The sequence below is a fragment of the Legionella geestiana genome (assembly GCF_004571195.1).
Taxonomy (GTDB): domain Bacteria; phylum Pseudomonadota; class Gammaproteobacteria; order Legionellales; family Legionellaceae; genus Legionella_B; species Legionella_B geestiana.
This window is the reverse complement of the sequence record NZ_CP038271.1, coordinates 993195-1006897: the sequence shown is the minus strand read 5'-3', so window position 1 is coordinate 1006897 and position 13703 is coordinate 993195. Positions and strand designations below refer to the sequence as shown.

Below are 13703 nucleotides of genomic sequence, written 5' to 3'. Positions count from 1 at the left end.
GCGTCAGGCGTTGCGCTGCAGGTCAATCAACGTGTTGATACCGCTTTCCGCGAGCGACAGCATGGCATCGAGTTCGGCGCGGGAGAAGCTTTTATCTTCAGCCGTTCCCTGGACTTCTATAAACTGCTGTTTATCGTTCATGACAACGTTCATGTCCGTTTCGGCGAGCACATCTTCCGCATAGTCAAGATCAAGCACCGGTTGACCGCGATAAATACCTACGGATACGGCACCCACCCAGGTAAACGCCGGCATTTTGCGGATTTTTTCCCGCGTAACCATCCAGTTCAGCGCATCGTGTAATGCTACACATGCACCGGTAATTGAGGCAGTACGGGTTCCGCCATCGGCCTGAAGCACATCGCAGTCAATGGCTATGGTATTTTCGCCGATGGTTTTCAGGTCTGCACAGGCACGCAGCGAGCGGCCGATAAGGCGCTGAATTTCAAGGGTGCGTCCCCCCTGACGACCGCGGCTCGCTTCGCGCTCAGTCCGGCTGTGAGTGGCTCGGGGCAACATGCCATATTCCGCAGTAATCCAGCCCTGATTCTTACCTTTCAGAAAGCGTGGAACACCATCCACCACTGATGCGGTGCACAGTACCCGCGTCTGTCCAAATTCCACCAGCACGGAACCCTCGGCATGCCGGGTGTAATTACGGGTGATGCGGATGTCACGCAGCTGATTGGTCTCACGGTTGCTTGGACGCATGCAAATATCCTCAACGAAAAAAAGGCAAGTATACCCTCATGAAGACTGGAATGCGACTTGTCTCTCAGGCTCGATGTTATACGAAGGCCTGTTATTACAGGACGGTTCGCAGATGAAGCTGCGGCAGCAACCCTTGCATCAGGTTACAGGCAACGCAGCCAGTTCAGGGCTATGAAACAAGTGCGCCTCTATGTTAAGTTGTAAATACTCGGAATTAAAATATGCACAATGTGTTAAACATCTGAGCAGTGGTTGAACGACACGAAATCAAGGAGACAGAGCATGCGATTTTTTTTGGAAGACAAAACCCACCAAAACATGCTTGATACAATAAAACATCTGCCACCTGATACCCTCAGTTTTGTTTTGAGCGATAATGTACCCGGCAAGTATTCTCAAGCTGAGCTTCTCGAGATTATGCGGGCGCTGCCAGAGAATCTTCGGTCATTACGAATCGATGTAAGCAGCATGAACAATTTGGTTGATTCGGACATCATCGATTTAATCAATGTCTTTCGGGGGCGCGATTTGATTGAACTGATGCCTGGCGATAACGCAATGACGCGGCCGGCGGTACAAGTGCTCCTGGATGATGTGATGAGAACAAACAGGGAAAACCTTCGTGAAAAAGAAGGCTCCTTGATGTCAAGACTCTTATTACAACTGGACTTAAACGCCCCGACAGTGTCTGCAGCGTCTTCGATGGATAGCGAAATGCTGGAAAGAGCGTCAGGTGTTAACGGCATGCAGCCTGGATAATCTATCAAGGTGTGTCCCTGTTTCACGATATAAGACCAAAGCGCCACATTTTCGCTTCACATCATGAAATGAGGACACGCCGTGGTTCTGTTGAGCGAAAAGACAGCCTTGTGTGTGCAGGCCTGAGGCTGAACGCAGGACAACCGTTTCCGGTTTCATGCAGGCTCCTCTTGCAGTGCGTAAATACGTGCATTATTTGCGCGTTTACGGTATAGTCGCGCATTCTGAGATTTGTGGTTAGAGTAAGTGGGGCATGCGCATGCGGGGCAGTGTATTTGTCGTGGCGGCACCTTCCGGCGGAGGCAAGACCAGTCTGGTCAAGGCGCTGGTGCGTGACATTGCGGATATTGTGGTATCTACATCCCATACCACCCGTGAACAGCGTCCAGGTGAAGTTGACGGCGTCGATTATTTTTTTATCGATGAGCCGGCTTTTGAAGCAATGGTGGCCGAAGAGGCCTTTGTTGAGCATGCACGGGTTTTTGGACATTATTACGGGACCTCTGTTGCTGAGATTCGCGAGCGTCTGGCCAATGGGCTGGATGTCGTGCTTGACATTGACTGGCAGGGAGCGGCGCAGATTCGCAGGCTTTTTCCAGGTGCTGTCACCGTATTTGTCATTCCCCCATCACTCACAGTCCTTCGAGAACGGCTTGAAAAGCGCGGGCGGGACAACGAGGCCGTGATTGACAGCCGCATGGAGCAGGCCCGGGCTGAAATGCAGCATTTCAGCGAATTTGACTACCTCATTGTTAACGATGTCTTTGAGGAAGCCAGTGAAGCGCTTAAGGCAATTGTAATGTCTGAGCGTCACCGCGTGGCACGTCAGGCGATGAGTCATCGTAAACTGCTCTCGACCCTGCTTTCATAACGTTTCAGCAGGGTGTGTTTATCGCGCAAATTGCGCTACAATTTATTCCTTGGGCTGTGAAAATCATCAGCCATTGTTTTTACGTTTGGGAGGGGCCGTTGCATGGCACGTGTAACCGTTGAAGATTGCCTTGAGCATGTGGAAAACCGTTTTGAACTGGTTATGGTCGCTACAAAGCGCGCACGCCAGATTGCAGTGCGTGGTGAGCAGCCGCTGGTGGAGTGGGAAAATGACAAGCCCACCGTGGTTGCGCTGCGTGAAATTGCAGAAGGGTTGATTAGCCCGAAAATTCTGGAAGAAGACTAAAAAAACCTGCAGGGAGTGGGTAGTGAGCTACTTTGGGGAGTTACACGAAGAGCTGGAGCATTACCTCGAGCCGGAGCTGATTGAAAAGTGCCGCAAGGCCTATCTTTTGGCAGAAAAAGCGCATCAGGGACAGATGCGCCGTTCAGGCGAGCCCTATATTACGCATCCGGTGGCAGCGGCGCTCATTCTTGCGCGCATGCGCCTTGATTACCAGACCATCATGGCGACACTGCTCCATGATGTGGTCGAAGACACCGGCGTCAGCAAGGAAACGCTGCAGCGTCAATTTGGTGACGAGGTGACAGCGCTTGTCGATGGTGTCACCAAGCTTACTAAAATAAAATTTGAATCCCGTGCCGAGGCGCAGGCGGAGAACTTTCGCAAGATGGTGCTTGCGATGGTGAAGGATATCCGCGTTATCATCGTAAAGCTCGCTGACCGGCTCCATAATATGCGTACGCTTGGCGCCATGCCCGCAGTCAAGCGTCGGCGAATTGCCATCGAAACACTCGAAATCTATGCCCCTATCGCTAATCGTCTCGGTATGCACACGCTCTATGTCGGGCTCGAAGACCTTGGGTTTCAGGCGCTCTACCCCATGCGCTATCGAGCGATTAAATCGGCGTTTGACAAGGCACGCGGCAATCGGCGCGAACTGACCCAGCAGATAGAGCACGATTTACAGCGCACCATGGAAACGCTTGGCATTCCTTTCCAGCACGTTTTTGGCCGCCAGAAACATTTGTATGGTATTTATCGTAAAATGCGCCAGAAACGCGCATCTTTCGCTGAAATTACCGATGTTTTTGCATTTCGAGTGATTACTGCCGATATTGATGCCTGTTACCGTGTTATGGGTGCACTGCATTGTACCTACAAACCCGTGCCACAGCGTTTTAAAGATTATATCGGTATTCCAAAGGCCAATGGCTATCAGTCGCTGCACACCACACTGTTTGGCCCTTTTGGTGTGCCGCTTGAGGTGCAGATTCGAACCCGTGACATGGACAGCGTTGCTGAAAACGGTGTTGCCGCGCATTGGATTTACAAATCCAGCGGACGGGAAATTAATGAAGCACAGCTGCGCGCGCGCGAATGGGTGCAGCGGTTGCTGGAGCTGCAGCGTGGCAGTGGGAATTCGCTCGAATTTATTGAAAACGTCAAAATTGATTTGTTCCCGGATGAAATTTATGTCTTTACGCCGAAGGGGCATATCATGGAGTTGCCAAAAGGTGCCACACCGGTTGATTTTGCCTATACCGTTCATTCTGACGTAGGCAACACCTGTGTTGCGGCGAAGGTTAACCGGCGACTGGTGCCCCTCAGCATGCCGCTCGTTAATGGTCAGACCGTCGAAATTATTACGGCCTCTGACGCCAATCCCAATCCTGCCTGGCTCAACTTTGTGGTCACAGGAAAGGCGCGCAGCAACATTCGTCACTTTCTTAAAACCCGCCAGCACAGTGAGTCGGTACAGCTTGGCAAACGCCTGCTTGAACAGGCGCTTGAAAGCCTTGACTGTGACTATGCCCGCGTGCCACCAGAGTCCATGCAGGCGGTTATGAAAGATTTAAACTATAAAACCACCGATGAACTGCTGCATGCGCTCGGCATGGGGAACCAGATGCCAATGGTGATTGCAAGGCGTCTTGTTGCTGACGAAGAGCGCTCGAAGGATGAAAAGTCGCCGGAGAAAGACACCTGTCCGCCGCTTGCTATTAAGGGCACGGAAGGCATGGTGGTGCAATTTGCCGACTGCTGTCAGCCGTTGCCCGGCGACAGCATAGTCGGTCGTTTTCAGCAGGGGCGGGGGATTGTGGTTCACACCAGTGACTGTCCACGCCTTAATCCTGCCCGCAGTAATCCCGAACAGTGCATTCCGCTGCGCTGGGATGAGAATGTGCGGGGCGAATACTGGGTTGATATCACTGTGGAAGTCGCAAACCAGCGCGGTGTGCTGGCAACCCTTGCGAGTGCGATATCCGATTCCGAGTCTAACATTGGTAACATCAGTGTTGACCCGGGGGATGGCTGCTACAATGCCGTGACCTTCTCCATCAGCGTGCGTGATCGCAAGCATCTGGCGCGTGTGATGCGCCGGTTGCGAGCCTATAAAATAGTCACGCGTCTTTACCGAAACCGACAGGGGAGTAATCCATGATTCCCATTCATACTACCGATGCGCCGGCGGCGATTGGCACCTACAGCCAGGCTGTGCGCGCAGGCAATACCGTATACCTTTCCGGCCAGATTCCGCTTTGTCCTAAAAGTGGTGAGTTGTGCAGCGATGATATTGACGCACAGATTGAGCAGGTTTTTCTGAACCTTGCTGCCGTATGTCGAGCTGCAGGCGGCAGTCTTTCGCAAGTGGTAAAACTGACTATCTACCTGACAGACCTCGTGCATTTCCCCAAAGTAAACGCGGCCATGTCCCGCCATTTTTCCGAACCCTGGCCGGCGCGCGCCGCCATTGGCATTTCCGCACTGCCGCGGGGGGCGATGGTAGAAGCGGACGGGATAATGGTTCTTGCCGACGGTTGAGGCAACAGAAGACTTATGAGTATTTTAGCGTTGCTGAATGTGTCCTTTCAAATTGGTGGACACTACCTCCTCAAACATGCCGATTTACAGGTTGAGCAGGGGGAGCGTATTGCGTTAACCGGTCGTAACGGGGCCGGTAAAACCACCCTGATGCGCATTATTGCGGGTACGGTAGCTGTCGATTCGGGGCAGATACACCGCCAGTCAGGCATCAGTGTCGCAGGACTTGATCAGGAAGTGCCCGTCAGTGACGGGGAGAGTGTGTATCATTTTCTTGTTAAAAGCCTTGGAGAGACGGGCGAGGTACTGGCTGAATACCGCAGGCTTTTGCAGGGGGAGGACATGGAGGCACTCTCCCGCTGCCAGCAGCGCCTCGATAATCTGAACGCCTGGGAGGTTTTGCCGCGGGTGGAAACCATGGCAAGCCGCCTTGGCATTGACCCTGATGCCGAAATGCAGACGCTCTCAGGGGGCATGAAGCGCCGGACACTGCTTGCTGCCGCTCTCATCGCAAACCCAGGACTTCTTTTACTCGATGAGCCGACCAACCACCTCGATGTTGAATCCATCGAATGGCTTGAGAGCTATCTTGCGTCCTGCAGCAGTGCCGTGGTGTTTGTGTCACACGACCGTGCCTTTTTGGAGCGGGTCGCGACCCGCATTGTCGAAGTTGACCGTGGGCACCTGCACAGTTACGCTTGTGATTATCAGACCTGGCTTGACCGACGTGAAGAGCGACTGCTTACCGAACAGAAACATAACGCGCTTTTTGATAAACGCCTTCAGGACGAAGAAACCTGGATTCGCACCGGTATCAAGGCACGGCGTACCCGTAATGAGGGACGCGTGCGCGCCTTAAAAGCCATGCGCGAGCAATACCGCGAGCGGCGCCTCGAAATGGGGCGGGTACAGGCCTCTACACCGCATGGTTCACGTTCCGGCGAAATTGTGCTGGAGGCGAAACACCTTACCGGCGGCATTGGCGGGCGAACCCTCGTGCGCGATTTATCATTGCTGGTGCTTCGCGGTGAAAAAATCGGAATTTTAGGGCCTAATGGCTGTGGAAAAACCACGCTGGTGCGCCTGCTGCTTGGCGAGCTGACGCCTGAGAGCGGTACACTTCGTCACGGTACGGGGCTTGAGGTGGCGTTTTTTGACCAGATGCGCTCGCAGCTTGATTTAAATGCCACGGTACTTGATAACGTTGCCGATGGTGCAGAGCATGTCGTAATTGGTGGGAAACAGAAGCATGTCGCAAGTTACCTGAAGGATTTTTTATTTCAGCCTGCCTGTTTTAATCAGCCTGCCGGGAGCCTTTCCGGAGGAGAGCGTAATCGTTTGATGCTCGCACGTGTGCTGGCAAAACCGGTGAACCTTCTGGTTATGGACGAGCCTACGAACGATCTTGACATGGAAACGCTTGAACTTCTGGAACAGTTACTGGTTGAGTACAAGGGTACGCTGCTCTTAATCAGCCATGACCGTACCTTCATCAATCGCGTTGTGACGAGTGTGCTCGTGTATGAGGGCGATGGGCATTTCGCAGCCCACCTCGGCGGTTTTGATGAGTGGAAAGCGCATGCAGAAAAGCGCGTACAGGCTACTGCTGCCAAAGCAGCAAAACCCAAAGCGGCTCAGGGCAGTCGCCTCAGTTATAATGAACAGCGTGAACTTAAGGGACTGCCTGCCGCCATTGAGGCACTGGAGGCCCGCATTGGCGCACTCAATGCAGAGATGGCAGCTCCGGGCTTTTATCAGCAGGATACGGCCGCAGTCAGTGCCTGTCATCAGGCGTTGTCTTCGGCGCAGGCGGAGCTTGAGGGCTTGTTTGAACGTTGGGAAACGCTTGAGGCTCGACAGGGATGAATTTATATACGCTGACACTCGTGGTGCTTGCTGGCGCATTAGTTATAGTTTTTATTCAGGATATTGCGAAAATTTTCAAACGTCTTGCGAAAATTCCGGGCGTATTGCTTTTTGGTCCATTACTGACAGTTTCCGCAGCGTTGTATGCGTGGGAGGTGTATGCCTATATCAGCCTTGTTCATATACAGGCAGTCTATTTCTGGCCAGTTAACTGGCTTCAGTCTCAGTATGGAGAGAATGCAAGACTGGCAGGTCTTACGGCACTTCTGACGCTCACGGCACTGCTGCCAGTCTTGCTCATTGATATATGGCTTCGCCGTACGCGCTTTTATGGCCTTGACCATCCAGCTCGACTGCATGCGTTTTTGTTTCTCTTTGCCACACTGCTCTTGTGGCTCTTGCCGTTTGTGACCTGAGTCCTTGTCAACAGAGCCTGATTTCAGGCATTTTCAGGCACGATGGCCTTTCGCCTGGCCGAGCGGTGGCGTGCTTCGCGTTCTACATCGATGTACCTGTCGGTCGTCGCACTCGAGCTGTGACCGGCATCATCGCGCACGTGCTCGCGCGGGCGGATTTTGACATCCTCGGAAATACCGGTGTGGCGCAGCCAGTGGACAGTTGCGACCATCAGCGCATCGGCTTCTTCCGCTTCACCTTTCGCGCGCAGGCTCACACAGGCCTCATCAAAGCAGCGTTGTACGATGCGTCGAATGGGGGCGGTGTCGCGCATGGGGCCGTTGCCGCGCATTTTGGGGATGAGCGGCGAGTTATCTGCGGCAGTTGGCAGCGGGGGGAGTCCGAGGAACGTGCGCCAGCGGCGCAGGCTATCCAGTAAGGCATCACTGACGGCAATCTGGCGTTCTTTATTTCCCTTGCCAACCGTTGTAAACCACCACCGTCCCTGGCTGTCTTTCGCAAAATCATTCATGGATGGCGTCCAGCGTCCGCTTGCGGCAAGTTCTGAGATACGCAGATACATCCCAAAAAGCAGGTTCAGGATAAAGCAGGTTCGCTCATGAAGCAGCGGATTATTCTCGGCCAGTGTTTCAGCGGCACTTAAAACATGTTCCCATTGCATGAGGCTTAGGCGACGAACTGGCGCATGTGCCTGGCTTTTACGTAAAAAACGGCTTTTCTGACGAATAAGAGCAACTGGATTGGCAACGAGATATTCCTCAGCCATGAGAAAATTGAAAAACGTGCCAAGAATGGCAAAAATCTCAGCGATTGCTCCTTGGGACAGTTGAAATCGCCCGATATCCGGGGTAGCGCCGATTTTACGGGCGGCCTTGGAGACGCCTGAAACAAACGGCCGCCATGCCGGGTTTGGCACTCTGAGCCCCACTTCCTCAATAAAGCGGGGTACCTTTTTTGTGCTTATCCAGCTTTCGGGGGGATTCTGGCAAAAATGCACAAACTGCTCTATGTCATCGCGTTTAAGGCTGGCAAGCGATTTCTGGCGCACATTCCACGCCCACTGCAAAAGCCGCTCGACTTCGCGCCGATAACTGTTAAACGTTCCAAGGCTTCCGGTGTAACTTTTAAGAAACTGCAGCGCATGATAAAAATCATCACGAAAGTCCTCACTCGGAAGGCGCGCGTATTCATGGTTTCGGTTAAGGTGCTGGAGGCTGTCAAAGAGGGGGAGAGGGCATGTTTTCACGCGTGATTCCGGGGATAGCGAGCATTCCGTTGATGGTAGCGTGGTGAACGGTCAACGGCAAGGGTGAGCGCTCTGGCATGTGTTGATGTTATGGAGATTTTTTGGAAAGGCTGCTGGAAGGGGGATCATCAGAAGTGCTGCTGAAAGGGGATGCATCAGGAGCGCTCCTCGGGAGGGATGCGCCAGTAGTGCTCCTGGAGGGGGATACCTCAGTAGAGTCCCTGGGTGAGAGAGTGGCGTCGTGGCCAGGCTTTTTATCAGAATCACCTTCAGGCATCAATGTACCAAACATAGTCGTTGTGCTTGTATGGGATTTGGGCATGTCTTTTTCACGAATATCATCAATTGAACGTCCAGTAAAAAAACCAATGATACCGCCGGCTACACTGGCACCGACAATAATTCCTGCTGCAACCAGTCCTGCTGGATTGGCAATCAGAAACAATATACCAACTGCAAGCATCCCAAAACCAACAATGCCCGCGAGTGTTGTCGCCACTGTCATTGCATTACGACTGAAAAATGAAGCGGTTCCAGAAGGCGTATCGGCACCAGTCCCAGTTTTCGCTGCCAGCTGTTGAGGCGACTTGACAAAAGCTGAATCGCTGACTGACGGCAGCGATTCACCACCAGTTCTGGTTTTCACTGCCTGCTGTTGAGATAACTTGACAAGAACGTAGTCGTTGACTGGCGGCAGCGAATCATATGCAATTTCTTCAGCGCTAACCTTTTGACTCAAGGCATATACTTCAAGTATCGTACTTGTTCTAACTGCCTTATTTTTTGGCACTTGAACGCTGATTATCTGAAATGTATCGTCGGGATAAAAGTCCTTTTTGCGAGAAGGTGAATTTCTATCCTCAATCATGTAACGAGTATTCAAGATAGTGACAATGTCGGTTTTCTGATCACGAGGCTTCTTCTTCAGAAGATCCATGTACTCTTCCGTACTCAGCTCGATGTATATTGTCATGTAATCATCATTTTCGGGCATGACATTGACTCGCTGACCTCGTTATAATCATTTTGATGTGTTTTTTGCACAAAATCAAGCGGCAGCGTTTTTTGCTCGCTCTGATACTAAGGCCTGTTGACAATTGATAACACGGCTGCAAACCACGTCAATTTGTCCAAATTTAACCTTGAGTTCGTTAAATAGAGCCAGCTATTCTCCTCACTCAAGATAAAATTTGGCCTAAATTGACGTGTTTTTCGCTTCGCGCCACCAAATGTCAACAGGCCCTAAATCAAATCAGGTATCAGAATGTTCTCAATATAATCCACTCTATTCTACAGTACAGCAGTAGCAGGTATTCATGCTCCATGGCAGAATAGTGAGCGTGTTGGAGCATATGACAGATACGGAGTTTAAATGCCTGATAAAGTCGTGCAGACCATCCCCGGAGTGGATTTTGGTTTTTCAGCGAATGACAAATTTGTCACTTTCCGTTTTCTGGGCAAAGCCTCATCAGTCCGCATAGCGGCCCGCGATGCTCTATTCGGGCTGAAGATTATCGGAGGGGTTGAAGGCGGAGTGCGGTTTATTTCCGATGAAAACCTCGCATCTTTCGAGGATGCTGGTCAATTTTGGGGAACGAACGCCCAGATTGACATATGGATTTCTACCAGGGCACACGACCGCCTGCTGTTGATGTATCGCTATTGTCATCAGATTGGTATTAAGTTTTCGGGTAGTGCAGGCTCCATGGAACCAGGAGCCTCCAATTCCTCAGTTCCTTTTTTCTCACAGCCTGAAAGGTACTTTTGGAGCGTTGTCAATGAGGATGGCTCCGTATCGCAAGCATGCGGCATACTTTCAGCATACCTTGATGCTTTGAAAGACTTGGCGAAAGCCGATACAACCCCAATAGTTATACCTGCATATCCACGGCCGGAATGCAGTTTGTTGTGGTCGCAAGAGGAACTTGATGCAGAGTGTGCACGTCTGGAAGCCATTTGCAGTTGCAGCCATACTGTCAGTTCCAGCAGTTCCAGCAGTTCAGCAGTTCCAGCAGCAGCGAAGCAGTGAATGGGGATGCATCATTGCGGATAGCACGCAAGGCTCAGATTAAAGACATGATTGAGTTTATGGTACGTAAAGATCCTCGAGTGATATATGCTTCCCCGGCCGCGGTGCGATATGAATATCTGGAGTGGATCTCCGAGGCCATGCGCAGAGGCGAAAATCCGTTTGATCCCGCACTGGCATGTGAGCGTTATACATACATTCAACGGACAGACATGGCAAAATTTCTGGGGTTGCTACAGGAATACCATACACTCTCAACGAACGAGAAGGCTGATTATAAAGAGGAACACGGTAGCGGGTGTTTCTTCTTGTGAGGCTCTGTTTCATAGTTTGAATGCGGGACCCTATCCAGGTATGGGTATAACCGACTTGTCTCGCGACACAAAAAGCGTTTTTTACTTGACCTTGGATAGACAGCAGCGTATTATCACCCCGCTGCCCCACATTGGGGTAGGCGGGGTGTAGCGCAGCCTGGTAGCGCGCCTGCTTTGGGAGCAGGATGTCGGGGGTTCGAATCCCTCCACCCCGACCAGTTTTTTGCGTCCGTAGCTCATCTGGATAGAGCATCGGCCTTCTAAGCCGAGGGTAGCAGGTTCGAATCCTGCCGGGCGTGCCAGTATTTCTGGCAGGCCTCCCCGGCCACATCGTGTTATGGTGAGCGTAGCTCAGTTGGTAGAGCCCCGGGTTGTGATCCCGGTTGTCGTGGGTTCGAGTCCCATCGTTCACCCCATCTTTCCCTTCCGTGCAGTACCCAGGCATCTTAGCCATCATGAAGGCTTTACAAGAGGCCGGTACTCCCGGATAATTCCCCCCTGTTCGCGAAAGTGGCGGAATGGCAGACGCGCTGGATTTAGGTTCCAGTGGGGAAACCCGTGAGAGTTCGAGTCTCTCCTTTCGCACCATTACAGAATGAATTTTTTTTCACAGAGGTGACCAGATGCAAGTTTCTTTCGAGACCCTGAAGGGGCTGGAACGCAAGGTAACGATTAGCGTACCCACAGACAAGATTGAGGAAGAGGTATCCCTTCGTCTCAAGAATCTTGCCCGCAACGCCAAAGTACAAGGCTTTCGCCCCGGCAAGGCGCCCATGAACATCGTGGTTCAGCGTTATGCTGATGGCGTGCGTGAAGAAGTGGCACGGGACATGATGCAGTCGACACTGTTTGAAGCGCTGAAGGATAAAGACCTGAATCCTGCCGATTATCCTCAGGTTGAGATTGGCACGCTTGAAAAAGGCAAGGACTTCGAATACTCCGCAACCTTCGAAGTGTTCCCGCAGTTTGAGGTCCATGAGCTCAATAAAGCAGACGTGGAAGTGGTTGAAGCAGTTGTCAGCGACAAAGACCTTGATGCCATGATGGAAAAGCTGCGTGAGCAGAACAAAACCTGGCATGCCGTTTCGCGCACCTGCCAGAATGGCGATAAAGTACGCATAGATTTTGAAGGTTTCCTCGATGGCGTGCCTTTTGAAGGTGGCCGTGCCGAGGGGCATGAGCTGGTGCTTGGTTCCGGCAGCATGATTCCGGGCTTTGAAGAAGGCATCACCGGCAAGGAAACCGGCAAGCCGTTTGAAATAAGCGTCACCTTCCCGGCTGATTATGGCCATAAGGACCTTGCCGGCAAGGCAACAACCTTTAACATCACCGTCCATGAAGTGATGGAAAGCCAGCTTCCTGAGCTCGACGATGCATTCGCTGAACAGTTCAATATCCTCGAAGGGGGCATTGAAGCGCTTAAAAAAGACATCCGTGAAAACATGGAGCGGGAATTAAGCCGCCGCCTGAAAGCACTGAACCGTGAAACCACGTTCACGAAGCTCCTCGAAAAGAACGCTTTTGATTTGCCAAACGCGCTGATAGAGCGTGAAATCGGCCATCTGAAGCACGAAATGTATCACCGTCTTTTTGGCCCTGAGCACTCAGAACACGAACAAATTCCGGATTTTCCGCGCGAACTCTTCGAAGCCCAGGCTAAACGGCGCGTACATCTTGGCCTGTTGTTTGCTGAGTATGTGAAAAAACACGAACTGGTTGCAGACAAGGCCCGGGTTGATGCAATAATTGATTCCATGGCCAGTGCGTATGAGCACCCTGAGCAGCTGCGCGCATGGTATGCCTCCAGCAAAGAGCGCATGGGAGAAGTGGAAGCGTTGGCTCTGGAGGAGCTTGTGGCTGAGAAAATCCTCGAAGATGCCAATTGCGTTAAAAAGGTAATGGATTACGAATCCGTGATGAACCCGAAGAAGGGCACGGAAAACGCAGGAGAATAACTATGTCTTTCGAAAGCGCGGAGCGCATCCGAAACGCCAGTGGTCTTGTACCGATTGTAGTGGAGCAGACTTCCCGCGGGGAGCGCTCCTACGACATCTACTCACGACTCCTGAAAGACCGTATCATTTTTCTGCTGGGTGAGGTTGAAGACCACATGGCGAACCTTGTGGTTGCCCAGCTGCTCTTTCTGGAATCAGAAAACCCGGATAAGGATATTTCGATTTATATTAACTCCCCGGGTGGAGTGGTGACGGCGGGACTTGCCATTTACGACACGATGCAGTTTATCAAGCCAGATGTCAGTACGCTCTGTATTGGTCAGGCGGCCAGTGCTGCGGCATTGCTGCTCTGTGCCGGTGCTCCTGGCAAACGCTATTGCCTCCCGAATGCGCGGGTGATGATTCACCAGCCTCTGGGCGGCTACCGGGGTCAGGCCACCGACATTGAAATTCATGCCCGTGAAACATTGACCGTGCGTGAGCGTCTCAACAGCATCATGGCGAAACATACCGGTAAAACACCTGATCAAATCATGCGTGACACCGAACGTGATAACTTCATGAGCGCATTCCAGGCCCGTGATTACGGTCTTATTGATAAAGTGTTTGAAGGCCGCGAAGGCTGAACCTGAAAGTTATGCGGTGCGCTCTTTCCAAGTTACAGCGTGCCGCATGATTACGCGTTTTT

13 protein-coding genes and 4 tRNA genes are annotated in these 13703 nt (G+C 52.0%); 14 read left to right on the top strand and 3 right to left on the bottom strand.

Annotated features, from left to right (window positions below; translation table 11 throughout):
- Window positions 1-3 precede the first annotated feature (3 nt).
- Window positions 4-711 (bottom strand): ribonuclease PH, encoded by a 708-nt coding sequence (gene rph / locus E4T54_RS04425; protein ID WP_028386123.1) that lies wholly within the window; start codon window positions 709-711, stop codon window positions 4-6.
- Window positions 712-993: 282 nt separating this feature from the next.
- Between rph and E4T54_RS04420 the strand changes: the two genes are divergently transcribed.
- From E4T54_RS04420 to E4T54_RS04390, 7 genes are all read left to right on the top strand, one after another.
- The gene (locus tag E4T54_RS04420; protein ID WP_028386122.1) at window positions 994-1470 is read left to right on the top strand and encodes a hypothetical protein; all 477 of its coding nucleotides are present in this window, start codon (window positions 994-996) and stop codon (window positions 1468-1470) included.
- Between the two features lie 259 nt (window positions 1471-1729).
- Window positions 1730-2341 (top strand): guanylate kinase, encoded by a 612-nt coding sequence (gene gmk / locus E4T54_RS04415; RefSeq protein WP_115152805.1) that lies wholly within the window; start codon window positions 1730-1732, stop codon window positions 2339-2341.
- Between the two features lie 102 nt (window positions 2342-2443).
- On the top strand, window positions 2444-2647 hold the full coding sequence (gene rpoZ, locus E4T54_RS04410; protein WP_028386120.1) for a DNA-directed RNA polymerase subunit omega: 204 nt from the start codon (window positions 2444-2446) through the stop codon (window positions 2645-2647).
- Between the two features lie 22 nt (window positions 2648-2669).
- On the top strand, window positions 2670-4808 hold the full coding sequence (spoT, locus tag E4T54_RS04405; protein ID WP_028386119.1) for a bifunctional GTP diphosphokinase/guanosine-3',5'-bis pyrophosphate 3'-pyrophosphohydrolase: 2139 nt from the start codon (window positions 2670-2672) through the stop codon (window positions 4806-4808).
- Complete coding sequence (locus E4T54_RS04400; RefSeq protein WP_028386118.1) at window positions 4805-5188, top strand: RidA family protein; 384 nt, start codon at window positions 4805-4807, stop codon at window positions 5186-5188. Before spoT ends, E4T54_RS04400 begins: the two co-directional genes overlap by 4 nt.
- 15 nt (window positions 5189-5203) lie before the next feature.
- On the top strand, window positions 5204-7054 hold the full coding sequence (locus tag E4T54_RS04395) for an ATP-binding cassette domain-containing protein (RefSeq protein ID WP_028386117.1): 1851 nt from the start codon (window positions 5204-5206) through the stop codon (window positions 7052-7054).
- Entirely contained in the window at window positions 7051-7470 is a 420-nt protein-coding gene (locus tag E4T54_RS04390) for a hypothetical protein (protein ID WP_028386116.1), read from the top strand. Before E4T54_RS04395 ends, E4T54_RS04390 begins: the two co-directional genes overlap by 4 nt.
- A gap of 23 nt (window positions 7471-7493) precedes the next feature.
- Here E4T54_RS04390 and E4T54_RS04385 read toward each other — a convergent pair whose 3' ends face one another.
- Both E4T54_RS04385 and E4T54_RS04380 read right to left on the bottom strand, forming a co-directional pair.
- Window positions 7494-8717, bottom strand: a complete 1224-nt coding sequence (locus E4T54_RS04385) for a tyrosine-type recombinase/integrase (RefSeq protein WP_028386115.1) — start codon at window positions 8715-8717, stop codon at window positions 7494-7496.
- Window positions 8718-8805: 88 nt separating this feature from the next.
- Window positions 8806-9711 (bottom strand): DUF308 domain-containing protein, encoded by a 906-nt coding sequence (locus tag E4T54_RS04380; protein WP_028386114.1) that lies wholly within the window; start codon window positions 9709-9711, stop codon window positions 8806-8808.
- Between the two features lie 378 nt (window positions 9712-10089).
- On the opposite strand from E4T54_RS04380, the gene E4T54_RS04375 reads away from it, so the two are divergent.
- The 7 genes from E4T54_RS04375 to clpP all read left to right on the top strand — a co-directional run bounded on the left by E4T54_RS04375 (window position 10090) and on the right by clpP (window position 13641).
- On the top strand, window positions 10090-10746 hold the full coding sequence (locus tag E4T54_RS04375; RefSeq protein WP_028386113.1) for a hypothetical protein: 657 nt from the start codon (window positions 10090-10092) through the stop codon (window positions 10744-10746).
- A gap of 455 nt (window positions 10747-11201) precedes the next feature.
- A tRNA-Pro gene (locus E4T54_RS04370) sits at window positions 11202-11278 on the top strand.
- Between the two features lie 7 nt (window positions 11279-11285).
- A tRNA-Arg gene (locus tag E4T54_RS04365) sits at window positions 11286-11362 on the top strand.
- Between the two features lie 38 nt (window positions 11363-11400).
- Window positions 11401-11476, top strand: a tRNA-His gene (locus E4T54_RS04360).
- Window positions 11477-11564: 88 nt separating this feature from the next.
- A tRNA-Leu gene (locus E4T54_RS04355) sits at window positions 11565-11648 on the top strand.
- 35 nt (window positions 11649-11683) lie between these two features.
- Window positions 11684-13015 (top strand): trigger factor, encoded by a 1332-nt coding sequence (tig, locus tag E4T54_RS04350; protein WP_028386111.1) that lies wholly within the window; start codon window positions 11684-11686, stop codon window positions 13013-13015.
- A 2-nt stretch (window positions 13016-13017) separates the two neighbouring features.
- The gene (gene clpP / locus E4T54_RS04345; protein WP_028386110.1) at window positions 13018-13641 is read left to right on the top strand and encodes an ATP-dependent Clp endopeptidase proteolytic subunit ClpP; all 624 of its coding nucleotides are present in this window, start codon (window positions 13018-13020) and stop codon (window positions 13639-13641) included.
- The last annotated feature ends 62 nt before the right edge of the window (window positions 13642-13703 follow it).

What these genes read in the sequence shown, in the direction of transcription:
- tig (WP_028386111.1), top strand. Translation starts at nt 11,684, where the DNA reads ATGCAAGTTTCTTTCGAGACCCTGAAGGGGCTGGAACGCAAGGTAACG.
- E4T54_RS04390 (WP_028386116.1), top strand. Translation starts at nt 7,051, where the DNA reads ATGAATTTATATACGCTGACACTCGTGGTGCTTGCTGGCGCATTAGTT.
- E4T54_RS04375 (WP_028386113.1), top strand. Translation starts at nt 10,090, where the DNA reads ATGCCTGATAAAGTCGTGCAGACCATCCCCGGAGTGGATTTTGGTTTT.
- E4T54_RS04420 (WP_028386122.1), top strand. Translation starts at nt 994, where the DNA reads ATGCGATTTTTTTTGGAAGACAAAACCCACCAAAACATGCTTGATACA.
- E4T54_RS04380 (WP_028386114.1), bottom strand. Translation starts at nt 9,711, where the DNA reads ATGCCCGAAAATGATGATTACATGACAATATACATCGAGCTGAGTACG.
- rph (WP_028386123.1), bottom strand. Translation starts at nt 711, where the DNA reads ATGCGTCCAAGCAACCGTGAGACCAATCAGCTGCGTGACATCCGCATC.
- E4T54_RS04400 (WP_028386118.1), top strand. Translation starts at nt 4,805, where the DNA reads ATGATTCCCATTCATACTACCGATGCGCCGGCGGCGATTGGCACCTAC.
- gmk (WP_115152805.1), top strand. Translation starts at nt 1,730, where the DNA reads ATGCGGGGCAGTGTATTTGTCGTGGCGGCACCTTCCGGCGGAGGCAAG.
- clpP (WP_028386110.1), top strand. Translation starts at nt 13,018, where the DNA reads ATGTCTTTCGAAAGCGCGGAGCGCATCCGAAACGCCAGTGGTCTTGTA.
- rpoZ (WP_028386120.1), top strand. Translation starts at nt 2,444, where the DNA reads ATGGCACGTGTAACCGTTGAAGATTGCCTTGAGCATGTGGAAAACCGT.
- E4T54_RS04395 (WP_028386117.1), top strand. Translation starts at nt 5,204, where the DNA reads ATGAGTATTTTAGCGTTGCTGAATGTGTCCTTTCAAATTGGTGGACAC.